This window comes from Halopseudomonas sp., from assembly GCF_036960865.1.
Lineage (GTDB): Bacteria > Pseudomonadota > Gammaproteobacteria > Pseudomonadales > Pseudomonadaceae > Halopseudomonas.
Map to the genome: position 1 here is coordinate 145,161 of NZ_JBALWE010000004.1, position 24,750 is coordinate 169,910.

Below are 24,750 nucleotides of genomic sequence, written 5' to 3' on the forward strand. Positions count from 1 at the left end.
GTCCTTGCCGCGCATGCCCCGGCGCTGTGGTGTCGGCGCGCGGGGTGCAGCGGTGATCCCCGCACTGGCTCCGGTGTTTCAGGGCGCGCTGGCACCGCTGGGCGACTGGCTGACACTGGCTGACGATCCAAGGCCGGGCATCAGCCTGCCCGACTATCTGCGCCGTGAACAACTGACCGACCAGCTGCAGCGCTTTGCCCCGCAGTACGTCAACGCCGATCAACGCGCCCTGGTTTCGCTCTGGGGCAAGTACCACTTCATGCGTCTGGTGGCACCGGTGGTCGCCGCCAGTCTGCTGGCCAACTGGCGGCTTTCGGTGGGCTTCGAGGAGGTCACGGTAATCGTCGGCGACGACGGCCTGCCCACCGCGTTCAAGCTGCCCGATCAGGGCGCGGCCTGGTCAAGCGAGCCGAGCGACGGCTTCGCCCGTTTTGAGAGTCTGTTTGATGGCCACCTTGATGTGCTGATTCGTGATCTGGCAGCGCGCTACAAGGTCGCGCCCAAGGTGTTCTGGAGCAGCGTGGGGCACTACTACGAATGGATAGTCGAGGAGCTCGCCCAGCTGCCGGTAGACGCCACGCGGCTACAGCAGGCGCGGCAACTGATCAGCGACCGCTCTCGGCCAGACGGCCTGCGCAACCCGCTGTATGGCTGCGTGCGTTACCGCGAGCGCGCAGGCCAGCCGGAGCTGCACCGCGAGCGCAAGCACTGCTGCATCCGCTACCTGCTGCCAGACAAGGCGCTGTGCAGCAACTGCCCGCATCTGGACAAGCCGCCGGCCGGGTACGATCCGGCAGGCCGCACGGATTAACCCGGTTTTACCGACTTATCGCCGCATACTAGCGTAGTTTAGCCGCCAGTTCGCCGGTCAATGCTTCTGCCGAGATGGCCTTGCAACCGCCGTTGTTCTGGCCTGACCACAGCGGCGAAAAATCACTGCTGCCGCGCTGCTCGGCCGCGCCACGCAGCGGCGTGATGGCGCCACCCGCCAGCGGAAACGGCGGCGGCGCCTCGCTGAGCGGCCCCAACTCGCGCATCACCCGATTGACGATACCGCGCGCGGCGCCGCCGGAGAACAGGTTGGTCAGCGCGGTGTGCTGGGCGGCCTCGCTCTGCAGTGCGGTGCGGTGCAAGTTGCTGGTGGTCGCCTCCGGACACAGCAGATAACTGGTACCCACTTGTACCCCGGCTGCGCCCAGCGCCATGGCCGCCGCCACGCCCTCCGCGTCGGCGATGCCACCGGCGGCGATCACCGGAATGCTCAGCGCCGCGGCCATCTGCGGCAGCAGGGCAAAGGTGCCCATCTGCAGGCTCAGATCGGTAGACAGAAAATGCCCGCGATGACCGCCCGCTTCCAGCCCCTGGGCGATGACCGCGTCGGCGCCGTTGGCTTGCAGCCAGAGCCCCTCCGCGACCGTGGTCGCAGTTGACAGCACCTTGCCACCCCAACCCTTGATCCGTTCTACCATGGCGGCCTCCGGCAGTCCGAAGTGAAAGCTCACCACCGGCGGGCGGAAGGGCGCGATCAGCTCCAGCGTAGCGGCGTCGAAGGGCCGGCGGCCAGCGCCCGGCTTGATAGCGTCAATATCCAGGTTCAGCTCTGCATAGTAGGGCGCCAGCGCGCTGCGCCAATGCTGCTCGCGCTGCGCATCCGCTGAGGGTGTCTGGTGGGCGAAGAAGTTCAGGTTCCAGGGGCCGGCTGCATCGGCGCTGAGCACCCCCAGCTCCTGCACCAGGGCCTCGGCGCTCAGCATGGCGCAGGGCAGCGAGCCCAGGCCGCCAGCGCGGCACACTGCCAGCGCCAACGCACTGTTCTGCACGCCGGCCATGGGCGCCTGGATGATCGGCAGGCGGGTGCCCAGCAGGGATTCAAGTCGCATCGGGTGTCTCCTCAGGCAGGTGCGGCGGACGCTCGGCGTGCCCGCCGTGGTTTGCGTCCATTGTGCTGATACCGCCGCCACAAGCCAAGCCGCTGACTGGCACTGGAGTCAGCCTCAAACAGGATCGTGGGCTGCCAGGGCATTAACCGGGCAATGGAAGGCGTCGTTGGTTGCCGCTATCCAACGGTGCGCGTGGGCCAATACGGCGCTGCCCAAGGCGACAGGAAAATGAATAACCCCGTGGGGCGTTGAGGGCAGCAGTTGAAATTCCACCGCGGCGTGGTTGCTCCAGCGCTCGGCCAGCAGCGCGGTATCGTCCAGCAGCGGGTCGAGCTCGCCGGCAAACATCAAGGCGGGCGGGAAGCCGCTGAAGTCGCCATGCAAGGGTGACATGGGTGGCGCGCGGCGTTGCTCGTCCGTCAGTTCGGGGGTGAGCCCGCGCATGGCTTCGACCATGCCGGGGCCGTCCAGCAGCAGCGTGTCCGGCGGCGCCGCGCGCACACTCGGCGTACCGGTCAGATCGTACACGCCGTAATACAGCAGTGCGCCCTTCACTCGCGCAAACAGATCTGGCCAGCGCTTGAGTTGCAGCAAGGTGGCTACCGCCAGATGGCCACCGGCAGATTCACCCACCAGGGTTACCGGCAGGCCGGCAAACTCGCTGTTGGCATCATCGAGCAGCCAGCGGGCAGCGCACAGGCAGTCCTCAATCAGCGCCTCAATGGGCGCCGAGACGGCCAGCCGATAATCCACCGAGACCACGGTCACATCGCAGGCAGACGCCATGGCGCTATTGAACTTGTCGTTCATCTGGGCATTGCCGATCACCCAGGCACCGCCGTGAATATCCAGCACCACGCCTTTGGCCGGGGTCGGCGGCCGGATGATGCGCACAGGCACCGTGACCTCGCCCATGCTGACCAGCCTGGTTTCCACCCTGAGCCCCTGTTTGCGCAGCCGTCGGTCACCGCGGAGTTGGCTGGCGCGCAGCAGGGCCTGGGTGAGACGCAGCACCCAACGATTGAACAGTTTCAGGCGCGGCAGCCGAGCCAGCTTGCGATTGAACCCCTGCAGCTGTTCAAGCTCCCGCTCGCTGGCGGGCCAGCGCGTCAGGTACGCTGGCTGGTCGCTCATCACCAACTGTTCCGGCGCATGATGGCGAAGTTGAGCGCCGCCGCCACGCTAAGCCAGCCGAGATAGGGCAGCAATAGCAGACCGCTGATTACATCCAGCTTGAACGCCAGCAATACCATCATGGCGACCACCAGCCAGAGCAGGGCAATAATGAGCATCGCGGCGAACAGACGGTGCGCGCCGAAAAACACCGGCGTCCAGAGCGTGTTAAGCGCAATTTGCGCTGCCCACAGGGCCAGCAGTACCTGGCTGCCCGGAATCTGGACCAGCCGATGGCCAACCCAGGCCAGCAGCAGATAGATCAGCGTCCAGGCCACCGGAAACGCCCAGTTGGGCGGCGTAAAGCCGGGTTTGATCAGGTTCTCGTACCATTGCCCCGGTTTGAACAGGATGCCAGTGGTGGCGGCCGCGCCGCAGGCCAGCAGAAATATGAAAAAAGTCATCGTCTATCCTTGGCTGAGGTCAGCCGCCAGAGGTGCGCAAAGTTGTACTCCACTGTTCAGTGACCCGTTCGCGGAGCGATAAATTCCATTGCTCTGGCGATTTAGGCTTGCCGGCGGCCAGTTCGAGCCGAGGCAACGCCACCACAGCCGGCCATGCCTGACGCGGCGGAATTATTATGGCCAACACCGGTCTCTTGCTTACCACTTGAATGGGCGCGCAGGTCGCACGGGCGGCTGACGCTGCCACGCCGCGGTCTGCATGCGGAGCACAGTCCCGCCACCGACCCAGGCATCAGCAAGGAGAACACCGCATGACGAATTCGACTTCCGAGCACAGCATTCCACCTATTGGTATGGGCACCTTCCGGCTCAAGGGCGATGACGCCTACCAGGCCGTGAGCACGGCGCTGGAGCTGGGTTATCGGCACATCGACACCGCGCAGATCTACGGCAACGAGGAGGATGTGGGCCGTGCCATTGCCGACAGCGGCGTGCCGCGCAGCGAGCTGTTTGTCACCACTAAAATCTGGACCGACAACTTCACCGAAGACAAGCTGATCCCCAGCCTGCGCGAAAGCCTCGACAAACTGCAGCTGGAGCAGGTGGATCTGACCCTGATTCACTGGCCTTCGCCCGGCGGCAAGGTGCCGATGCAGGAATATCTGGGCGAGCTGATGAAGGCCCGCGAGCAAGGCCTGACGCGGCTGACCGGGGTGTCCAACTTCACTATTGATCAGTTGAACGAAGCCTTTGAACTGGTGGGGCCAGACAACATTGCCACCAACCAGGTAGAGATTCATCCCTTCCTGCAGAACCGCAAGCTGGTCGAGTTTGCCCGCGAAGAGGGGCTGCACCTCACCGCCTACATGCCGCTGGCGGTGGGCAAGGTGATGCAGGACGCCACCCTTGACCGTATCGCCGAAGAGCACGGCGGCACCCCGCCGCAGGTGGTCATGGCATGGCTGATGCTGCAGGGCATCGCGGTGATTCCGTCCTCCACCAAGCGCCTGCACCTGGAGAGCAACCTGGAGGCCGACCGTATCCAGCTCACCGCCGACGACCTCAACTTCATTCGTGAACTGGACCGGGGCGAGCGCATCGCCAACCCGGACTTTGCACCCGAGTGGGATTGAGCAAGCCGGGGCGATCAGTCCTGCAGCGCGGGCAAGTCGCGGAATAGCGCCAGCGCTTCGGGGTTAGCCAGCGCGTCGGTGTTTTTCACCGGCAGCCCGTGCACCACGTTACGCACCGCCAGTTCGACGATCTTGCCGCTGCGCGTGCGCGGGATATCGCTGACCGCGATGATCTTCGCTGGTACGTGCCGCGGGGTGGCGTTGGCGCGGATGACCTGGCGGATCTCGGCCTCCAGCGCCGCATCCAGCGTCACGCCGTCGCGCAGGCGCACAAACAGCACCACCCGCACATCGCCCTGCCACTGCTGGCCGATGGCGAGCGACTCCAGCACCGCTTCGACCTTCTCCACCTGCCGGTAGATTTCCGCAGTGCCGATGCGCACCCCGCCGGGGTTGAGCACCGCATCGGAGCGGCCGTGGATGATCAGCCCGCCGTGCGAGGTCTCTTCGGCGTAATCGCCATGCGCCCAGACGCCGGGGAAGCGCTCGAAGTAGGCAGCGCGGAAGCGGCTGCCGTCTTCGTCCTTCCAAAAGCCCAGCGGCATGGTCGGGAAGGGCTTGCTGCAGACCAGCTCGCCCTTACCCTCAGCCAGCCGCTGGCCGTCGTCATCCCACACCTCAACCGCCATACCCAGGCCCTTGCACTGCAGCTCGCCACGCCAGACCGGCGCGGTCGGATTGCCCAGGGCAAAGCAGGAAACGATGTCGGTGCCGCCGGAGATCGACGACAGGCACAGGTCCGGCTTGAAGCTGCGGTAAACGTAATCGAAGCCTTCGTGCGCCAGCGGTGAACCGGTCGACAGCACGGCCTTCAGGCGACTCAGCTGGTGGCTGCGATGGGGTTCGACGCCGGCCTTTTCCAGCGCGGCCAGATACTTGGCGCTGGTGCCGAACACGCTGATGTTTTCCGCGTCGATCAGGTCGATCAGCCGCTCGGCCGCAGGCTCGAACGGTGAGCCGTCATACAGCACCAGCGTCGCACCCAGCGCCAGCCCGGAGACCAGCCAGTTCCACATCATCCAGCCGCAGGTGGTGAAGTAGAACAGCACGTCCTCGCTGCCCAGATCGGTGTGCAGGCCGTGCTCCTTGAGGTGCTGCAGCAGGGTGCCACCGGCACCGTGAACGATGCACTTGGGCACCCCGGTGGTGCCGCTGGAATACAGGATGTAGAGCGGCTGGGCAAAGGGCAGGGCGGTGAACGCCGGGCTGCCGGCTGGCTGGCTGACGTCGTCCCAGTGGGCGGTCGAGACCACCGAGGCAAACTCGGCCAGACACGGCTCCACGCCACCGTAGGGCACCAGAATCAGCTGCTGCAGGCCGCCCAGCTGCGGCAGGATTTCCGCGAGCTTGCTGCTCATATCCAATTGCTTGCCGGCGTAGCGGTAACCGCTGCAGGCGATCAGCACCCGCGGCTCGATCTGGCCGAAGCGGTCGACCACGCCCTGCGCGCCGAAGTCCGGCGAGCAGGAGGACCAGACCGCGCCGATGCTGGCCGCCGCCAGCATGCCGACCACCGTTTGCCAGGTATTGGGCATCAGCGCCGCGACCCGATCACCGGGCTGCACACCGAGCGCCAGCAGGTGCTGCTGCAGCCCGGCCACCCGCGTGGCCAGCTCGGCGTAGCTGAGCTGTTCACGCTGGCCGTCTTCGCTGAGCGCAATCAGCGCCGGGTGGTCGTCGCGGCGGCGCAGCAGGTGGGCGGCAAAATTCAGCTCGGCACCGGCAAACCACTGCGCGCCGGGCATGGCATCCGGGTTATCCAGCACCCGCTTGGGCGGCGCACTGAAGTCCACCGCAAAGAAGTCGGCCACCGCCTGCCAGAAATCGGCTACCGCGCTGACACTCCACTGATGCAGCGCGGTGTAATCGGCCAGCGTCAGATCATGGCGCTGATTGATAAAGCGCCGGAAGGCATCCATCCGGCTGGCCGCAACCCGCTCGGGCGCCGGCCGCCACAAGGCTTCGCTCATGCCTGCTCCCGCGCCAGCAAGGCCCGCGCCACGCGCGAGCCGTTGGTTTTGCCGAGCACGTTGCAGATGTGCTGACCGGCCTGCACCAGCGCGGCCATATCGACGCCGGTCTCGATCCCCAGCCCGTTGAGCAGGTAGAGCACGTCTTCGCTGGCGACGTTGCCGGTCGCGCCCTTGGCATACGGGCAACCGCCCAGCCCGGCGACCGAGCTGTCGAAAACCGCGACACCTTCCAGCAGGCTGGCGTGGATGTTCGCCAGCGCCTGCCCGTAGGTATCGTGAAAATGCCCGGCCAGCAGGCTGCGGTCGATGTCTCGGCCAACCACCTCGATCAGCCGCCGGGTATCACCGGCGGTGCCAACACCGATGGTGTCACCCAGCGACACTTCGTAGCAGCCGCTGTCGAGCAGCTCGCGGGCAATCGCGGCGACCTGCTCCGGCGCCACGTCGCCATCAATCGGGCAACCCAGCACGCAGGAGATATAACCGCGCACCCGCACGCCGTGCTCCCTGGCCGCCGCCATGATCGGTTCAAAGCGCTGCAGACTTTCGGCAATCGAGCAGTTGATGTTCTTCTGAGAAAACCCCTCGCTGGCCGCGGCAAACACCGCTACTTCCTTCACCCCGGCTTCCAGCGCGCCCTCAAACCCCTTGAGGTTGGGTGCCAGCGCCGCGTAGGTCACGCCGGGCTGCTGCTGGATCGCGGCAAACACTTCGGCCGAGCCGGCCATCTGCGGCACCCACTTGGGCGAGACGAAGCTGCCGACTTCGATATAACGCAGCCCGGCAGCGCTCAGGTCATCGATCAGACGCACCTTGTCGGCAACGCTGATCGGCTGTTTTTCATTTTGCAGGCCATCGCGCGGGCCCACTTCGACCAGTCGCACCTGTTGCGGCATGCTCATGCCGTTGCCTCCTCAGCAAGCGGTTGCAGCGCCACCAGCACCCGGCCTTCCTCGACCAGGTCGCCCTCGGCGCAGTGAATCGCCGTGACCTCGCCGGCCTCGGCAGCGCGAATACTGTGCTCCATTTTCATCGCCTCGACCACCACCAGCAGCTCGCCGGCAGCCACCTGCTGACCCGGTTCGACCAGCACCCGCACCACGCTGCCGTTCATCGGTGCGGTCAGCCCGCCGTGGCCGTGTTGCAGCGCTTCCACCTCGCTGATCGGGTCTACCAGCGTGACCCGCTGCAGCTGCCCGTCCCACTCGACAAACAGCCACTGGCCGCGGCGCTGCACGGCGTGGCGACGGCCATCCACCAGCAACTGATCGCCCAACAGGCTGACACCGGTAGCGGGCAGGGCGCGCGCCTCGGCCTCGCCACAGCGCAGATGCAGGCGCTGCTCGCAGGCCAGCCCAAGGCGCAACCCGCAGGCCGCGGCCCAGGGGCTGTGCGGGTCATCGGCGCGCGCAGCGGTAGGTGCCGTCAGCAGCCAGGCACGCGCCGCCAGCGCCCAGAAGGCGTCGGGCAGCGGGGCGGGCGCGGGCAGCAGGGCGTCGGCATGGCGCGCGATAAAACCGGTATCCAGCTCGGCGGCGGCAAAGGCCGGATGCGCCAGCACCCGGCGCAGGAAGGCGAGGTTGCTGTGTACCCCGCCCAGCTGCTGCTCGGCCAGCATCGCCAGCAAACGGCGGCGGGCGGTTTCCCGGTCTTCACCCCAGGCAATCAGCTTGCTCAGCATCGGGTCGTAGAACGGCGAGACGCGGTCGCCCTCGACCACCCCGCTGTCGACCCGCCGCCCAATGCCCGCCGCCGGTTCGCGGTACAGCGTCAGCTCGCCACTGGCGGGCAGAAAGTCCTGCTCCGGGTCTTCGGCATACAGCCGCACTTCGATGGCGTGGCCGCGCAGCACGATCTGCTCTTGGCTGAGCGGCAGCGGCTGCCCTTGCGCCACACGCAGCTGCCAGGCGACCAGATCTTGCCCGGTAATCAGCTCGGTCACCGGGTGCTCGACCTGCAGACGGGTGTTCATCTCCATAAAGAAGAACTCGCCACGGGCGTCGAGCAGAAACTCCACGGTACCGGCGCCCACGTAGCCGATGGCGCGTGCGGCGGTTACCGCCGCCTCGCCCATGGCCCGGCGCAATTCGGGCGACAGGCCCGGTGCCGGCGCTTCTTCCACCACCTTCTGGTGGCGTCGCTGGATCGAGCAGTCGCGCTCGGCCAGGTACACCGCGTTGCCGTGCTGATCGGCAAACACCTGAATCTCGACGTGACGCGGCTGCAGCACGTATTTCTCCACCAGCATGCGCGCATCGCCGAAGGCGGCCTGCGCCTCACGCTGGGCAGAGGACAGCGCCTCGGCCAGCTGCGCCTCGCTCTCGACCACCTTCATGCCCTTGCCACCGCCACCGGCCGCGGCCTTGAGCAGCACCGGGTAGCCGATCTTGGCGGCTTCGACGCGGAAGGTCTCCAGCGCCTGATCGGCGCCGTGATAACCGGGCACCAGCGGCACCCCGGCGGCGTCCATCAGCGCCTTGGCCGCCGACTTGCTGCCCATGGCGTCAATCGCGCTGGCGGGCGGGCCGACGAAGATCAACCCGGCGGCGTCGACCGCGCGGGCGAAATCGGCGTTCTCGGAGAGAAAGCCGTAACCGGGGTGAATCGCATGGGCACCGGTGGCCTTGGCCGCGGCAATGATCGCCTCAACCCGCAGATAACTCTCGCTCGGCCGCGCGCCACCCAGGTTGACCGCGTGATCGGCGCAGCGCACGTGCAGGGCGTCGCGGTCGGTATCGCTGTGTACCGCCACAGTGGCGATACCCAACTCGCGCGCGGTGCGCATGATGCGGCAGGCAATCTCGCCGCGGTTGGCAATCAGCAGGGAATCAATCATGGCTCGCGCACCAGTCGGGTTGGCGTTTTTCCAGGAAGGCCGACAGGCCCTCCTGTCCTTCGGGGCTGATCCGTACCCGGGCAATCGCGGCCTCGGTGTAGCGGCGCAGCGGGGTGCTCATTTCACCCAGCCCGACTTCCTGCAGCAGCGCCTTGGTGGCCATCATCGCCTGCGGGCCGTTCTGCAGCAGGTTGCCGACCCACTGCGCCAGCGCCGCGTCCAACTCGGCCGCCGGATAACACTCGGCGAGCAGCCCCAGTTCGCGGGCGCGCAGGCCGTCAAAGCGTTCGGCGGTCAGCGCGTAGCGGCGGGTGGCGCGGGCGCCGATGGCCTGGGTGACATAGGGGCTGATCACCGCCGGCAGCAGGCCGATACGCACCTCAGACAGGCTGAACAGCGCATCCTCGGCGCCAATCGCCATGTCGCAGCAACTGATCAGCCCGAGCGCGCCACCAAAGGCCGCGCCCTGCACCACCGCCAGTGTCGGCACCTTGAGCTGCGCCAGCGACGCCATCAGCTGCGCCAGCTCGCGGGCGTCGTCCAGATTGGCGTTGTAATCCAGCGCCGCGCAGTCGCGCATCCAGGCCAGATCGGCACCGGCGGAGAAATGCTTGCCGCGGCCGCGCAACAGCATAAAGCGCACCGCCGGGTTAGCCGCCACCGCATCCAGCGCATCCAGCAGCTCGCGGATCATCTGCGCGTTGAAGGCGTTGTTCTTGTCAGGGCGCGCCAGCCAAAGGGTGGCAATGCCCTGCGCGGAAAATTCCAGTTCCAGGGTGTGGTACTGACTCATGGTCGTCATCTCGCTTGCCCGCAGGCTACATGCGGAACACGCCGAAGCGGGTCGCTTCGATCGGTGCGTTGAGTGCGGCGGAAATCGCCAGCCCGAGTACATCGCGGGTCTGCGCCGGGTCGATCACGCCGTCGTCCCACAGGCGGGCGCTGGCGTAGTAGGGGTGGCCCTGACGTTCGTACTGATCGAGGATAGGACGGCGCAGGGCCTCGGCCTGCTCGGCGCTGAACTGCTCGCCACTGCGCTCGGCCTGCTCCTGCTTGACCTGCACCAGTACGCCTGCGGCCTGTTCGGCGCCCATCACCGAGATGCGCGCATTCGGCCACATCCACAAAAAGCGCGGATCGTAGGCGCGGCCGCACATGCCGTAGTTACCGGCGCCAAAACTGCCGCCGATGATCACCGTGAATTTGGGCACCCGGGCACAGGCCACCGCGGTCACCAGCTTGGCGCCGTGCTTGGCGATGCCGCCTTCCTCGTATTTTTTGCCGACCATAAAACCGGTGATGTTCTGCAGAAACAGCAGCGGAATGACGCGCTGACAGGCCAGTTCGATAAAGTGCGCGCCCTTTTGCGCGGCCTCGGAAAACAGGATGCCGTTGTTGGCGAGAATCGCCACCGGATAGCCGTGCAGATGCGCAAAACCGCAGACCAGCGTGGTGCCGAACAGCGCCTTGAATTCATCGAGCGCGCTGTCGTCGACCAGCCGCGCAATCACCTCACGCACGTCGAACGGCTGCTTGCTGTCGGCCGGAATCACCCCGTACAGCTCTTCCACCGGATAGCGCGGCGGCAGCGCCGGGCGGCTATTCAGCTCACCCTGCTTGCGCCAGTTCAGATTGGCAATGCAGCGGCGGGCGAGGGCCAGGGCGTGTTCGTCGTTCTCGGCGTAATGGTCGGCCACGCCCGAGGTGCGGCAATGCACATCCGCGCCGCCCAGCGCCTCGGCGCTGACCACCTCACCCGTCGCCGCCTTCACCAGCGGCGGTCCGGCGAGGAAGATGGTCGCCTGTTCGCGCACCATGATGGTCTCGTCGGCCATCGCCGGCACGTAAGCGCCACCCGCGGTGCACGAGCCCATCACCACAGCAATCTGCGGAATGCCCGCCGCGCTCATATTGGCCTGATTGAAGAAGATCCGCCCGAAGTGCTCACGGTCCGGGAACACCTCGTCCTGGCGCGGCAGGTTGGCGCCGCCCGAATCAACCAGATAGACGCAGGGCAGGCGGTTCTCGCGGGCGATGGTCTGCGCCCGCAGGTGCTTCTTCACGCTCAGCGGATAGTAGGAACCGCCCTTTACCGTGGCGTCATTGGCGATGATCATGCACTCAACGCCCTCGATTCGGCCGATACCGGCAATCACCCCGGCCGCCGGCACCGACTCGCCATAGACCTCATGGGCGGCCAGCTGGCCGATCTCCAGAAAGGCCGAACCCGGATCGAGCAGCGCATCCACCCGCTGACGCGGCAGCAGCTTGCCCCGCGCCAGATGCCGCGCATTCGCCACCTCGCCCCCGCCCTGGGCGATGCCTGCCAACAGGGTCTTGAGGTCATCCACCAGCGCGCGCATGGCATCGGCATTGGCGTGGAACGCGGGGCTGCCCGCGCTCAGTTGAGTGGTTAGCACAGCCATGCGAAGTCTCCCTTGGCGCGGCGCTCAGCGGGTTTCATTGAACAGCTCCCGGCCGATCAGCATGCGTCGAATCTCGCTGGTGCCGGCACCGATCTCGTACAGCTTGGCGTCGCGCAGCAGGCGGCCGGTGGGGTAATCGTTGATGTAACCGTTGCCGCCGAGAATCTGGATCGCGTCCAGCGCCATCTGCGTCGCACGCTCGGCGGTGTAGAGAATTACCCCGGCGGCGTCCTTGCGCGTGGTCTCGCCACGGTCGCAGGCCTGCGCCACGGCGTAGAGGTAAGCGCGGCTGGCGTTCAGCTGGGTGTACATATCGGCGACCTTGCCCTGGATCAGCTGGAACTCGCCGATGCTCTGGCCAAACTGCTGGCGGTCGTGGATGTAGGGCACCACCACATCCATGCAGCTCTGCATGATGCCGGTCGGGCCGCCGGAGAGCACCACGCGCTCGTAATCCAGCCCGCTCATCAGCACCTTCACGCCGCCGTTGTACTGCCCGAGGATGTTCTCTGCCGGCACCTCGACGTTATCGAATACCAGCTCGCAGGTGTTGGAACCGCGCATGCCCAGCTTGTCGAGCTTGGGGCTACGCGAGAAACCGGGCGAATCGCGCTCGACGATAAAAGCCGTCATGCCATGCGCGCCCTTTTCCGGCTCGGTCTTGGCGTAGATCACGTAGACGTTGGCGTCCGGCCCGTTGGTGATCCACATCTTGCTGCCATTGAGCACGTAATGGTCGCCGCGCTTATCGGCGCGCAGCTTCATGCTGACCACATCGGAGCCCGCATTCGGCTCACTCATCGCCAGCGCGCCGATATGCTCACCGCTGATCAGCCTGGGCAGGTACTGCGCCTTCTGCTGCGGCGTGCCGTTGCGGTTGATCTGATTCACACAGAGGTTGGAATGCGCCCCGTAAGACAAGCCCACCGAAGCAGAGCCCCGGCTGATCTCCTCCATCGCCACCACATGCGCCAGATACCCCAACCCAGCGCCGCCGTACTCCTCCGGCACGGTAATGCCCAGCAGGCCCATGTCGCCGAAGCGGCGCCACATGTCCTGCGGGAACTGGTTCTCGCGGTCGATCTCGGCCGCACGCGGCGCCAGCTCGGCATTGACCAGATTACGCGTCTGATCGCGCAGCATCTCGATGGTCTCGCCAAGACCGAAGTTGAGCGACGGATAATGCATGATTCCACCTGCTAGTTATTTTTATTCAGTAGACGTTTGGTTGGCAGCGGATCAGAGCGTCTGTGCCAACGCCGTGCGACACCGCTCCTCGGCGGTATCCAGTTCAATCTGCATCTGTTCAATATCGAGCAACTGCTGCGCCAGCTGTGCACGGCGCTGGGCAATCTTCTCCATAAAGGTTTCCAGCTGCTTGCGGTTGCCGTGAGAGGGGTCGTACAGCTCGATCAACTCCTTGCACTCCGCCAACGAAAAGCCAATACGCTTACCACGCAAAATCAGCTTCAGCGTCACCTTGTCCTTGGCGCTATAAACCCGCTCCAGCCCACGCCGCTCCGGGCTGAGCATGTTCTGCTCCTCATAAAAACGAATCGCCCGAGTGGTGATATCCAGCTCACGGGCAAGGTCGGAAATGCTGTAGGTCTGAGTCATGGAGCGGCAGCTTGGATTGCTTTACGTTAACGTAAAGGTAAGCTGGTGGACGCTGGTGCGTCAAGCTGCAAGCTGCAAGCTGCAAGCTGCAAGCTGCAAGCTGCAAGCTGCAAGTGATCAGCTTTATCTGCGGGCGAGAGAGTCAATATCTGGATTGCAACGAATACTGCCCCACTCACATCTACAAATAGAGGAAGACGAGACAGCCGCGATGTCGGACGCGGCGCTCAAGGGAAAAGTGACAAAAGGCTCAGTGCCAATCACCGAGTATGCGGTTTTTCGTGACCACCGAACGGGGCCGAAATCAAGTAAGTTTGGAAACTGCGTAACGCTAAGCTCGCCGGTAAATTAGGAGTGCAGCGATTAATTTATCCGAGTGCAGCTTTTTGTTATGGCTTGTCGGCCTCGAACCAGTAACTATCGGACTTCAGCTTCACGGACTGATGCGATATACCTAGAAACCATTTTAGAAAAGTAATCATCACTTCTGTGATATTTTAGCCCCCTGTTTATCACTTCTTTTAATATTGAAGCGCATTGCTCTTGGTTTTTTCCTCGATTGTAGATTTTGATTAGTTCGTTACCTAATGCTGTGTATGGATATGCATCAGTAGTTCCGCGCAAATCAATTTCACTTTGTAGAATACGTACACCCTCGTCAAATCCCTCTAAGGTCGCATATTCATCGACTCGATATTGCTTGAGCAACAATTGGCCTAACGCATGCCTTAACTGAAACGAATCATACAGCCCTAATCCCTTTCGGAAACAATGCAGTGCGTCAGGAACATTTTCATCTCTTTCCAAAAAGCGCCCATATTGCAACCAAAAGATTCCGTCATCAGAAAAGTATCTTTGGCAGTCAGAATATATTTCATGTATAAAGTGATAATTTTCTTTACCTTTAAATAAGGTTTCAGTTAGATAATGAAAAGAGAGAACTTTGCTGTATATTTTGTAGCTGATCGGATGCCGCTTGATATCATCAATTGTAAATTTTTTCGAAAGACACTTCATGAGATCTATGATTTTATTTTTTAAACTTTCTTTGTCGATATTATTTTCCAGATGATATTGAGCAATAGAATGATGCCTAGATGTTAGCGTCATTGAAATGCCGCGGTAATTGACTTTGTCTTGCAGTTGAGAGTTCACTATCTTTAGTAGCGAATCAATCGAAATAGAATACACCTCGCACAAGTAATTTACCGGAATTTGTAATCGAGATGCTGTAACAAGCGAAATAGTTTCAAACAAGTCTTTAGGTGTGCCAGACTCTATTTCGTCAAACTCCTCTGAAAGCCTTTCTTCATAGGACCTACCCGTAGACAGATCGTAAAGAGTTGCCAATAAATCCCCATTGTAACCATTATCAAAATCTACAATTTTTTTAACTGCGCTATCGACACTAATGCCCTTCAGTTTTTCGAAGGTTATCCCTAGACTTAGAGTTTTTTTATAAAGGCACTCCGCATCTTCGTAATTTAGATTCTCTAGTCTAATTCTTGAAATTACGCTTGAAGGTATTTTTGTGAAATGTCTCTTATTTCTTTCAAAGAAAATTGTCCGTTCTTCCAATACGAAGCAAATCTTGCAGGCTGTTGGCCGATCAATGGCGCGCTCGACAATTTCATTTATTGCATAGTAGTAGCTGGAAGATGCATCGATAAATATTACTACCAAGCCTTTTAAGTCTTTAATTGAATCCCATAGTGCCTCTATATCAATTCCATCCATTCCCGTAAATTGATAAATATTGTTATGCGTTGCTGAGATTTCGGAAATAGCAATCATAGAAGCCGTTGTTTTTCCAGATGCCAGAGGCCCTAACATTGCAATAACTTTAGCCTTATCTCCAGACTGCTCAAAGCTAATGATTTCACGCACAAGCTTTTTGCTGGCTGACAGTTCTGCTGGTACTTTGTTTCTCACATAAAACCAATCAGGCATCGCGCCGTTGTAAAATAAAGAGAACGGCGCGTTTTTGTTTGCAATCCGAGATAGCTCATCACTTACAGCAGTCATATTATTTGTAAACCAGGCTACAGAGTTATCACGTGCACTTTCAGAAAGAAATGGGGCTTTCTTTCTTATAAATTTGTGCTTTGATAGAGGTGAAACTAGCGTAAAAAGAAATTCAAAGAACTCTTCTGCCTCTGCTTTAATTGGAGTTATTCCTCGCTTAATGTATGATTTTCTTTCTAATTCTGTGAAGCTGCGAAGTACTATCCAGTTATTTTTACTAGATTCGCTGGAATCCCATATTTGACGCCGCCTTAATGAGGTTTCTATATCGCTTTCTTTAAACTTTGACCCAACAAAAAGGCAGTTCCCATGAGAAATGTGAAGTGCGGACTTCAATAGCCAATCACTTTGATTCACAGAATGCTCTGCATAACTGACGTTATCAAATATAAAACCATCAGTAGGACTAGAAACCTTCCCGTGAAGGTAAACTAGCGGGGGTGATGTCGGAAGAGACTGAATTGGCTCTCGGTCTTTATAGTTGAATATTTGATATGAAGGAAAATTTTCAGATTGTGATTTATTGGATTCGATACACAACTCTGGAATAGTGTCTATATTTGTAGTAAAGATAGCACGCCACCAATTTTGAAAAATCTTTAACTGCCAAGGACGAACTTTTTTTGCAGTGAAATTACTTACAAGGAAGTTTTCAAAGTTATCTATCTCATCCTCTCCAACACCAAAGGCGGTCGGTAGGTCTGCTGATTTCACGACCTCGTCGTCGTATCCTGCCTCATTACAGATTCTCATTATTAAATCTGCTGTTGATGGGATTTCTAGGCCGTTTATGGCAGGAGTGCCGATGCTAACTCCAGCACCTAAAAAAAGAGTTATATCGCCATTTTGCAAAAGCGGAGCAATATCGTTAGTTATAATTTTCTTTTCTTCTGTATTCATTACAATTTTCCTGAGGTAGCGAATTCACTAGCGAGAGCCATAACAGTGATTAGATCGCACTAACTTTAATACGCGGCATAACGCCGGATGAGGCGATCTAATATTTTCTTATATTTCAATGGATTAGCGGCCATCGCGCACGAGTGCTGAACGTTAAACCGCACGAGGCTTAACGCTCCACTGATCGACGGCAGTGGCTTGCACGCAGGTGAGGGTGCTGTCGGGTATTCGAGGTGAAATGAGTCGGGTCTATGTAGCATCCATGCCTCCTGACGGGGCCGCGAGAAGTGCGGTGATTTGATAGTGCTACTACACGCGTCGTTTGCCAACCCTGAATTAGGCTAAAGATTAGGTGAAGTAGCGCGGCCTTGGCGCGCAAATACGGACGTGGCGAATGCACGGACCCAAGTCCCGTTTACGCGGGCGAGTAGCGCAGATTTATCGGGAAAAAGAAGCGTAGGGTGTCTGAGGAGCGAAGCGACGAGTTTTACGCTTCCCCGATAAATCGAGCAACGCAGCGAACCCGAAAGGCCGCGTAGTCGGGTGCCCGGGGGGATCGCCAAGGGGGGCCGGGCAAGCGGCCCCCTTTGGCTCGCCGTGAAGGCGAAAGGCGGGTTATCAGACAGCGCCGAAGTGACCGGCATGACCGCCAACCCCATGGATCCTCGCCTTCGCGAGGATGACGCGGCGATAGGGTCAGCGAGCCGGGGCTATCCGAGCACGGGCGCTGGATTAACCACGCGGCCTAAACACCAACACCAACCCCAGCACAATCGCCCCCATCCCCAACAGACTCAACGCCGCCATCCGATTCCCCAAAAACAGGAAATCCAGCAACGCCGTACAACCGGGCATCAGGTAGAACAGGCTGGTGACGTTGACCAGGTTGCCCATCCGAATCAGCCGGTACAGCAACAGGGTTGCACCGACCGAAATCAGCACGCCCATGTACAGCAGCGGCACGATAAAGCCGACGCTCCATTCCACTTCAAACGGCTGAAAGGGTACGACCACCGCGCACATCAGCAGGCCGATGGCGTATTGCAGCGGCAGTACGTCCATCGGTGATTGCTGAATAGCCTTCTGAAAGATCGAACCCAGGGTGATGCACAGCAGCGCGGCCAACGACAGGCCGATACCCAGCAGCGAGAAGCGCGCCGCCAGCAGGCTGTCGAGCACCACCAACGTCAGGCCACCGAGCGCCAGCAGCAAGCCCAATACCCGCAGCAGGTTGGCGCGGCGTTCGACCAGCATCAGGGTGAGGATCGGCTGCACACCCAGCACCGTTGCCAGCACGCCCGGCGTGAGCCCGGCGTCCAGCGAGAGCAGGTAGAAGATGGTGTAGCCGCCTGTCAGCAGTACCCCGACCACTGCTACCTGCTTGCGGGTGCCGCGCGCCGGCAGCCAGCGCCGCCGGGTAAGCGCCAGCAGCCCGAGGGCAGCGCAGGCGAGTACAAAGCGCAGCAGCAGAAAGGCAAAGGCAGAGGCGTGTTCCAGCCCCCATTTGGAAAAGATCGCACCCGCACTCCAGAGCAGAACAAAGAGCACGGTCGGGCCGATAGCGGCCCAGTTCAGTTGTTTAAATAGCATGACAATCACCTGTCAAAACACAGGTTCCCGACGCTAATAATCGCTACATAGCGCGAAACGTCGAAGAACAGAAAAGGATGTTTTGGTGTTTCAGTGCGCGCGTGGTGGCGCAGCAACAACAGCAACCCGCGGTGGGGCGGCTGGCGGTGACAGAACCACTGCTTGCGAGCACGCGAACACCACGCCGGGAGGGGCGCAGGCGACAATTACAGCAGTGCTCAGCGGGTGGTTCATCAGATGACTCATGCAAAGAATGGATACAACGACGGGAAGGCTAGCAGTCGGTTGAAGGATGCGCAAGCGGGCAACGGGTATGGACGCGGAGCGTCCAAAGACGCATTCCCACGCAGAGCGTGGGAACGATCAGTGTTCTAACGAAACAGGTGACCACTGCACGGACCCCAAGTCCCCGTCTGCGCGGGCGAGTAGCGCAGGGCTGGCGGGAATAAGCCCGAGGACTGTCTGAGCAAAGCGAGTTCCGCAGGGCCCCGCCAGACCGAGCAACGCAGCGAACCCGCAGGGCCGTGCAGTTGGGGTGGCCTAGGGGGTGTCGGGGGAAATGGCCAAGCATTTCCCCTGACTCGCCATCCGGCGAAAAGCGGATCAGACCAACCTACCGCGTGATCAAGCATACGCACGTTGGGAGACGCAGAGCGTCCGGGCATGCATCCCCACGCCGGAGCGTGGGAGCGATCAGCAGCAAAGACTCAGAACCCCTCAAGCACCAACTTCCCCCGCGCCTTGCCACTCTCCAACAAGGCATGCGCACGCATCAAATTGGCTGCGTTGATCACCCCATAATGCTCACCCAAGGTCGTGCGCAAGGCACTGGCGTCGAGCAGCTCGGCCACCCGGTTGAGCAGTACGCCCTGTTCGGCCATATCGGCGGTCTGATGCAGGCTGCGGGCAAACATGAACTCCCAGTGGAAAGAGGCCGATTTGCTCTTCAGTTGGGTGATATCAATGCTGTCGAAGTCATCAATCACACCCAGCTTGCCCTGGGGCGCGATGCACTCGAGGTACTGCGCGTAGTGATCCTTGGTGTGGGTCAGCGAGGCGATCAGCTCGACGCTGTCGATGCCCAGCGCCTGCAGCTGCGCCAGCATCGGCTGACTGTGATCGATCACGTGATGCGCGCCCAGCTCCTTGGCCCACTCGGCGCTCTCAGCCCGCGCGGCGGTACCGACCACGGTCAACTCGGTGAGCTGGCGGGCCAGCTGAACCAGAATCGAACCCACACCGCCAGCGGCACCGATGACCAACAAGGTCTGCCCGGCACCACCACCCTCGGCCACGCCAAGACGGTCAAACAGTAGCTCCCAGGCGGTGATGGCGGTAAGCGGCAGCGCGGCCGCTTCAGCATCGCTCAGCGAAGCAGGGGCATGGCCAACGATGCGGGCATCCACCAACTGATACTCGGCGTTGCTGCCGGGGCGGTCGAGTGCACCGGCGTAGAACACCCGATCACCCGCGGCAAAGCCCTGCACGGCAGCACCAACGGCCACCACCTCGCCCACCGCATCCCAACCGATCACCTGCGGGTCATCGACCGTGGCCGGGCGTTTGCTGCGGATTTTGGTGTCCACCGGGTTGACCGAAATGGCGGCGACCTTTACCAGCAGGTCCTGCGGGCCGGGGGCGGGTTGCGGCAGCTCGATGTCGATCAGTGCATCGGCGCGTTCGAGTGAACCAGCTTGGGTGTAGGCAACGGCTTTCATGCTGTGGCTCCTGTAAGAACGGAAAGCGTTAAGGAGCCGATAGCTTGACTTGCTTGCCAAGGAAGAAAAACATGCGCTCTGGCGAATCACTTTATTGGTAATAATGAAAATACAACGGATCGACGACCTGGCGGTGTTTCTGCACACCGTGGAGGCCGGCAGCTTCTCAGCCGCCGCACGCCAGCTGAACCTGGCCCCGGCGGTGGCCAGCGCCAGTATCAAGCGGCTGGAGGAGCAGCTAGGTACGCGTCTGTTCGAGCGCACCACCCGCCGGCTGCGCCTCAGCGAGGCGGGTGAGCGCTACCTGCCCCACGCCCGCGCCGCCTTCCATGCACTGCGCGACGCCGAGCAGGCGCTGGAGGCCGACGCCACCACCCTGACCGGCACCCTGCGCCTGACGCTACCCTCCAACCTGGCGCGCAGCCATCTGCTCGACTGGCTGGAAGATTACCTGGCGCGGCAACCCGGCATTCGCATGGAGCTGCAGGTCAGCGACCGCGTGGCCGATCTGTACCAGCAGCCGATCGATCTGGCCGTGCGTTACGGCCAACCGGAGGATTCCAGCTTCGTTGCCCTGCCCCTGGCACCCAACAACCGCCGCGTACTTTGCGCCTCGCCCACGTACCTGGCGCAACACGGCAGCCCGCGGTCGATTGCCGAGCTAAGCCAGCACAACTGCCTGTGCTTCCGGTTGGGCGAATCGGTACACGACCGCTGGCGCTTCACCGCCCCCGAGCCCACCACCCTGCGCGTACGCGGCGACCGCACCAGCGACGACGGCGACACCGTACGCCGCTGGGCCCTGCGCGGGCAGGGCATCGCCTACAAATCCTACCTGGACATCGCCCAGCACCTTGCCAGCGGCGAGCTGGTCCGGCTGCTGCCGGAAGTCACCGGCGAGCCTTCGCCGCTGATGTTGATGGTGATCAATCGGCGGCGGTTGAATCCGGCGCTGAGGCAGTTGGCTGCGGAAATGGCGGCGTTTTGTCAGGGGTTGTAGCAGGCCCGGCGTGCGCGGGTTACGGGGTTACGGGGTTACGGGGTTACGGGGTTGTATCCCAGATTCCCGCTCCATGCACGGACTGAAAATCCCCCGTCTGCGCGGGCGAGTAGCGCAGGGCTGTCGGGAAAAAGCCCGAGGACTGTCTGAGCGAAGCGAGTTCCGCAGGGCCCCGCCAGACCGAGCAACGCAGCGAACCCGAAGAGCCGTGCAGTTGGGGTGGCCTAGGGGGTGTCGGGGGAAATGGCCAAGCATTTCCCCTGACTCGCCATCAGGCGAAAGGCTGACCAGATCAACCCACTGCGCGGTCGAGCGATAAAGCGCGAAGGCCATGGCAGCTCTGCGCTACTCGCCCGCTCAGATGGGACAGGGGGGCCGTGCTGGTGTTTGGTCGTGCGTAAGGAAAAACCTTTTAAATGACCGAGCACCCGACACTACACTCAACGCCTGCGCCCCAGCCCCCAGATCAGATAAACCCCACCCACCAGCGCCGCGAGCAGGCCGGCGGGTAACTGCTCGGGGAACAACAGGTTGCGGCCCAGCCAGTCGGCCAGCACCATCAGCAGCGCGCCGATCAGCGCGGCGCCGAGCAGTTGCCCGCCGGCCTGCTGAAAGCCCAGCACCCGTGCCATGTGCGGTGCCATCAGGCCGACAAAACTCAGCGGGCCGACCAGCAGGGTGGCGGCGGCGGTAAGCAGGGCGGCAATCAGCATGATGCTCAGGCGCGCCCCGCGCATCGGCACGCCCAGGCTGCGCGGTGTGCTCTCGCCCAGCGGCAGCAGGGTCAGCCAGCGGCCCAGCGGCAGACACAGCAACAGCAGGAGCACGCCGCCGCCGACCGCCGCAATGGCGGTGGGCAGCTCGACAAAGTAGGTAGAGCCCGACAGCCAGCTGAGGACGCTCTGCCCGCGCGGGTCGTTCAGCGACAGCACCAGCATCTTCACCGCATCAAACAGGGCGCTGATGGCGATGCCCACCAGCAGCAGCCGGTCGGGCGAGTAGGCATGCCGACGGGCGAAGCCGATGATCACCAGCAGGGTGATCAGAGCGCCGAAGAAGCCCATGCCCAGACGCGCCCACAGCGGCGCAGCACTCCACAAGAACAGCAGCGCCATCAGCCCCAGTGCAGCGCCGGCGCTGATACCCATCAGCTCGGGGCTGGCCATCGGGTTGCCGGTCAGGCGTTGCAGCAAACTGCCGGCCAGCCCCAGCATCAAACCCGCGCCCGCGGCGCCAAGGATGCGCGGCACCCGCCACTGCAACACCTGCGGGTCCATCATCCAGGCCCAGCCCTGCGGCCCCTGGCCGAGCAGCAAGGCAACCAGCCCGCTCACCAGCAACAGCAGCAGCAACAAACCCAGCAGCGGCCGCGCGGCCAGATACGGCGCCGCCAGTGCGCTGACCGCAGGCTGCGGTCGCCCGGCTGGCAGGCGTAGCCGCGGAATCAACCACAGCAACAGGGGCGCGCCCAGCAGGGCGGTCACGCCGCCGGTGGGCACCAGTTCACTGAAGCTGCCGGCAAAGTACTGCACCGCCAGATCGGTGAGCAGCAACAGTGCAGCGCCCACCAGCGGTGCGCACAACAGGCGCTGGCGCAGGGTGCGGGCGCCCAGCAGCCGCGCGACGGCGGGCGCCGCAAGACCGATGAAACCGATCACGCCCACCGCCGTAACCACGCAGGCGGTGACAAACACCGCCAGCCCCAATGCCAACACCCGCAGTTTATCGAGCGACAGACCCAGGCTGCGGGCGCCGCTGTCGTCCAATTCGAGCAGCGCCAGCGGGCGCAGCAGCCAGACCACCAAGACCAGCACCAGTGCCAGCCGGGGCAACAGGAAGAGCACGCCATCCCAGTTGTGCTGACTCAGCGAACCGGCGCTCCAGATAAACAGCGCCGCCAGCCCCTGGGGCTGCAACAACATGAGCATGACGTTTACCGAGCCCAGCAGCAGGCTGACCACCAACCCGGCCAGAATCAGCGTGAGCGGCGACAGGCCGCGTCGCCGTGCCAAGGCAAACACCAGCGCGGTAGCCAGCCCGCCACCGGCCAGCGCGATCCACTCGCGGGCCAGCAGCAACGTGGGCGCGTACAGGGTGGCCAGCGCCAGTGCCAGCTGCGCGCCATTGGCGACCCCGAGAGTGGTGGGCGAGGCCAGCGGGTTGCGCAGTACCTGTTGCATCAGCACACCGGCCAGCGCCAGCGCACCACCGCAAAGCAACGCCATGCACAGACGGGGCAGCCAGCTGTAATGCACGCGCAGCTGTACCAGGCTGTCGCTATCGGGCTTTAGCAGGGCGGCCAGCCACTGCGCTGCCGGCAGCTGCTGCGCCAGACTGGCCACTGCGGCCAGCAGGCTGAGCAGCAGCAACGCCGTCAGCCAGCCGCGCGAAGGTCGGGCCACCGCCAGACTAGTCATGCAGCAACGCCTCCTCCAGCAGACGCATGAAATGCTGCGCCGCCATCAACCCGCCAAACTGCCAAGCCGGGGCAAAGGCATACACCCGCTGCTGCTCGACAAAGGGCAGATGCTGCCAGAGCACGCTCTGCTGCAACGCCTGCAGGGCACCGAGCGGGGCGGGAGCAAAATGGATCAGCGCCGCCTCGGGCACCTCGGCCAGTTGCTCCACACCCGTCTGCGAGAAGCCCCAGAAGTTGTCGCCGCCCTGCCAGGCGTTGCGCTGACCCAGCCGTCGCAGGACCGAACTGAACAGGCTGCTGCTGCCGTACACCCGCACGTGGCGGGCATCAATCAGGCTGACCAGATAGAAAGGCGGTAGGTCACGGTTGGCGAGCTTTTCGCGCAGCTGCGCCAATTGCTGCTCAAAGTCGCGGATCAGCTGTTCGGCGCCGGCCTGGTGGCCGCTCAGCTCGCCCAGTTCACGGGCCACCTGCTGGGCGGTGTGCAGCGGGTCGCTGTCGGGGCGGTAGATGGCCAGACTCTTGACCGGTGCGATGCGCTCCAGCCAGGGCCGCGCTGCTTCAAACTGCGGGGTAATCAGGATCAGATCGGGCTTGAGCTGGGTCAGCAGCTCCAGGTTGGGCTCGGTACGCAGACCCAGATCCTGCACGCTGGCAGGCATCGTAGGCTCGCCAACCCAGCGCCGGTAATTGGGCAGGTCGGCCACGCCGATGGGCGTCACGCCAATGCCGATCAGGGTCTCGGCCAGCCCCCAGTCGAGCGTGACGATACGCCGATAGGGTCCTTGCTCTGCCGCCTGCAGCGCCAGTGGCAACCACAGCAGCAGCGCCGCCAGCAGACGCAAGAGCAGTTGCCTCACCCGCGTGCCACCGCAATGGCCGAGGTGTTGTCCGGGTGCGGGATGACGGTCATTGGCAGGCCGTAGATGGCTTCCAGCGCCTGATCGTTCATCAGCTCGGCGGGGCTGCCCTGCATCAGCAGCCGCCCGGAATGCAGGGCCACCAGGTGATCGCAGTAGCGGGCGGCCATGTTGATGTCGTGCAGCACCACGATGACGCCCAGATCCAGTTCGCGGCTGAGCCGGTGCACCAGCGCCAGCACATCCACCTGATGGGCAATATCCAGCGCCGAGGTGGGTTCATCCAGCAGCAAGTAGCGGGTGTGCTGGGCCAGCAACATGGCCAGCCAGACGCGCTGCCGCTCACCCCCGGATAGGGTATCGACCAGGCTGCCCGCGAAGCGGCTGACATCGGCCAGTTCCATGGCGCGTTCGACTTCTTGGCGGTCATCCACGCTGAAACGGCCCAGCAGGCCGTGCCACGGATACCGGCCAAAACCAACCAGTTCGCGCACCGTCAGGCTTTCGGCGGCGGGCAGCTGCTGCGGCAGGTAGGCGACCTGGCGGGCAAACTCGCGCTCGCCCCAGGCCTCCAGCGGCCGATCATCCAGCAGGATGCGGCCGGCGGTGGCAGCCTGCTGGCGCGCCAACAGTTTGATGAGGGTCGATTTACCGGAACCATTGTGGCCGATCAGGCCAATCATTTGGCCTGCAGCCAGACTCAGGTCAAGCGGCTGCAACAGGGTCCGTTCCGGTACGGCGAAGGTCACGGACTGCAGTTGAAACATGCGAGCTCCGAGGCGGGAAAGGGGTATTC

19 protein-coding genes are annotated in these 24,750 nt (G+C 62.4%); 3 read left to right on the top strand and 16 right to left on the bottom strand.

The window, feature by feature from the left end:
- The first annotated feature begins 52 nt into the window (after window positions 1-52).
- A complete protein-coding gene (fhuF, locus tag V7747_RS07075) occupies window positions 53-811 on the top strand; it encodes a siderophore-iron reductase FhuF (RefSeq protein ID WP_335615353.1) in 759 nt (252 codons plus the stop codon).
- 28 nt (window positions 812-839) lie between these two features.
- Here the strand turns inward: fhuF and V7747_RS07080 are convergent, their stop codons facing one another.
- The 3 genes from V7747_RS07080 to tspO all read right to left on the bottom strand — a co-directional run bounded on the left by V7747_RS07080 (window position 840) and on the right by tspO (window position 3,457).
- Window positions 840-1,880, bottom strand: a complete 1,041-nt coding sequence (locus tag V7747_RS07080; protein WP_335615354.1) for an NAD(P)H-dependent flavin oxidoreductase — start codon at window positions 1,878-1,880, stop codon at window positions 840-842.
- A 114-nt stretch (window positions 1,881-1,994) separates the two neighbouring features.
- Window positions 1,995-3,014, bottom strand: coding sequence for an alpha/beta hydrolase (locus V7747_RS07085; protein ID WP_335615355.1), 1,020 nt, complete (start codon window positions 3,012-3,014; stop codon window positions 1,995-1,997).
- Complete coding sequence (gene tspO, locus V7747_RS07090; protein ID WP_335615356.1) at window positions 3,014-3,457, bottom strand: tryptophan-rich sensory protein TspO; 444 nt, start codon at window positions 3,455-3,457, stop codon at window positions 3,014-3,016. The genes V7747_RS07085 and tspO overlap by 1 nt, the downstream gene beginning before the upstream one ends.
- A 311-nt stretch (window positions 3,458-3,768) precedes the next feature.
- Between tspO and dkgB the strand changes: the two genes are divergently transcribed.
- Window positions 3,769-4,590, top strand: coding sequence for a 2,5-didehydrogluconate reductase DkgB (gene dkgB, locus V7747_RS07095; RefSeq protein ID WP_335615357.1), 822 nt, complete (start codon window positions 3,769-3,771; stop codon window positions 4,588-4,590).
- Window positions 4,591-4,604: 14 nt separating this feature from the next.
- Here dkgB and V7747_RS07100 read toward each other — a convergent pair whose 3' ends face one another.
- The 10 genes from V7747_RS07100 to V7747_RS07145 form a co-directional block, all read right to left on the bottom strand.
- Window positions 4,605-6,560, bottom strand: coding sequence for an acetoacetate--CoA ligase (locus V7747_RS07100; protein ID WP_335615358.1), 1,956 nt, complete (start codon window positions 6,558-6,560; stop codon window positions 4,605-4,607).
- The gene (locus tag V7747_RS07105) at window positions 6,557-7,465 is read right to left on the bottom strand and encodes a hydroxymethylglutaryl-CoA lyase (protein ID WP_335615359.1); all 909 of its coding nucleotides are present in this window, start codon (window positions 7,463-7,465) and stop codon (window positions 6,557-6,559) included. The genes V7747_RS07100 and V7747_RS07105 overlap by 4 nt, the downstream gene beginning before the upstream one ends.
- Window positions 7,462-9,399: an acetyl/propionyl/methylcrotonyl-CoA carboxylase subunit alpha gene (locus V7747_RS07110; RefSeq protein ID WP_335615360.1), complete on the bottom strand. Its 1,938-nt coding sequence runs from the start codon at window positions 9,397-9,399 to the stop codon at window positions 7,462-7,464. The genes V7747_RS07105 and V7747_RS07110 overlap by 4 nt, the downstream gene beginning before the upstream one ends.
- Window positions 9,392-10,192: a gamma-carboxygeranoyl-CoA hydratase gene (locus V7747_RS07115; RefSeq protein WP_335615361.1), complete on the bottom strand. Its 801-nt coding sequence runs from the start codon at window positions 10,190-10,192 to the stop codon at window positions 9,392-9,394. Before V7747_RS07115 ends, V7747_RS07110 begins: the two co-directional genes overlap by 8 nt.
- A 25-nt stretch (window positions 10,193-10,217) precedes the next feature.
- Window positions 10,218-11,825 carry a carboxyl transferase domain-containing protein gene (locus V7747_RS07120; RefSeq protein WP_335615362.1) on the bottom strand — a complete coding sequence of 536 codons (1,608 nt, stop codon included), beginning with the start codon at window positions 11,823-11,825 and terminating at the stop codon, window positions 10,218-10,220.
- Between the two features lie 24 nt (window positions 11,826-11,849).
- On the bottom strand, window positions 11,850-13,013 hold the full coding sequence (locus V7747_RS07125; RefSeq protein ID WP_335615363.1) for an isovaleryl-CoA dehydrogenase: 1,164 nt from the start codon (window positions 13,011-13,013) through the stop codon (window positions 11,850-11,852).
- 51 nt (window positions 13,014-13,064) lie between these two features.
- Window positions 13,065-13,442: a MerR family transcriptional regulator gene (locus V7747_RS07130; protein ID WP_335615364.1), complete on the bottom strand. Its 378-nt coding sequence runs from the start codon at window positions 13,440-13,442 to the stop codon at window positions 13,065-13,067.
- A 417-nt stretch (window positions 13,443-13,859) separates the two neighbouring features.
- A complete protein-coding gene (locus V7747_RS07135) occupies window positions 13,860-16,367 on the bottom strand; it encodes a P-loop NTPase (RefSeq protein WP_335615365.1) in 2,508 nt (835 codons plus the stop codon).
- Window positions 16,368-17,099: 732 nt separating this feature from the next.
- Window positions 17,100-17,957 carry a DMT family transporter gene (locus tag V7747_RS07140; protein WP_335615366.1) on the bottom strand — a complete coding sequence of 286 codons (858 nt, stop codon included), beginning with the start codon at window positions 17,955-17,957 and terminating at the stop codon, window positions 17,100-17,102.
- A gap of 707 nt (window positions 17,958-18,664) precedes the next feature.
- Window positions 18,665-19,675 carry a zinc-binding alcohol dehydrogenase family protein gene (locus V7747_RS07145; protein WP_335615367.1) on the bottom strand — a complete coding sequence of 337 codons (1,011 nt, stop codon included), beginning with the start codon at window positions 19,673-19,675 and terminating at the stop codon, window positions 18,665-18,667.
- A gap of 109 nt (window positions 19,676-19,784) precedes the next feature.
- Here V7747_RS07145 and V7747_RS07150 point away from each other — a divergent pair, with 109 nt between their 5' ends.
- Window positions 19,785-20,675, top strand: a complete 891-nt coding sequence (locus V7747_RS07150; RefSeq protein ID WP_442909203.1) for a LysR family transcriptional regulator — start codon at window positions 19,785-19,787, stop codon at window positions 20,673-20,675.
- A 440-nt stretch (window positions 20,676-21,115) separates the two neighbouring features.
- On the opposite strand, the gene fhuB is transcribed toward V7747_RS07150, so the two are convergent.
- From fhuB to V7747_RS07165, 3 genes are read right to left on the bottom strand one after another with little or no spacing between them, the layout of a single operon-like run.
- Window positions 21,116-23,092 carry a Fe(3+)-hydroxamate ABC transporter permease FhuB gene (gene fhuB / locus V7747_RS07155; RefSeq protein ID WP_335615369.1) on the bottom strand — a complete coding sequence of 659 codons (1,977 nt, stop codon included), beginning with the start codon at window positions 23,090-23,092 and terminating at the stop codon, window positions 21,116-21,118.
- Window positions 23,085-23,954 carry a Fe(3+)-hydroxamate ABC transporter substrate-binding protein FhuD gene (fhuD, locus tag V7747_RS07160; protein WP_335615370.1) on the bottom strand — a complete coding sequence of 290 codons (870 nt, stop codon included), beginning with the start codon at window positions 23,952-23,954 and terminating at the stop codon, window positions 23,085-23,087. The genes fhuB and fhuD overlap by 8 nt, the downstream gene beginning before the upstream one ends.
- The gene (locus V7747_RS07165) at window positions 23,951-24,721 is read right to left on the bottom strand and encodes an ATP-binding cassette domain-containing protein (RefSeq protein WP_335615371.1); all 771 of its coding nucleotides are present in this window, start codon (window positions 24,719-24,721) and stop codon (window positions 23,951-23,953) included. The genes fhuD and V7747_RS07165 overlap by 4 nt, the downstream gene beginning before the upstream one ends.
- Window positions 24,722-24,750: the final 29 nt, after the last annotated feature.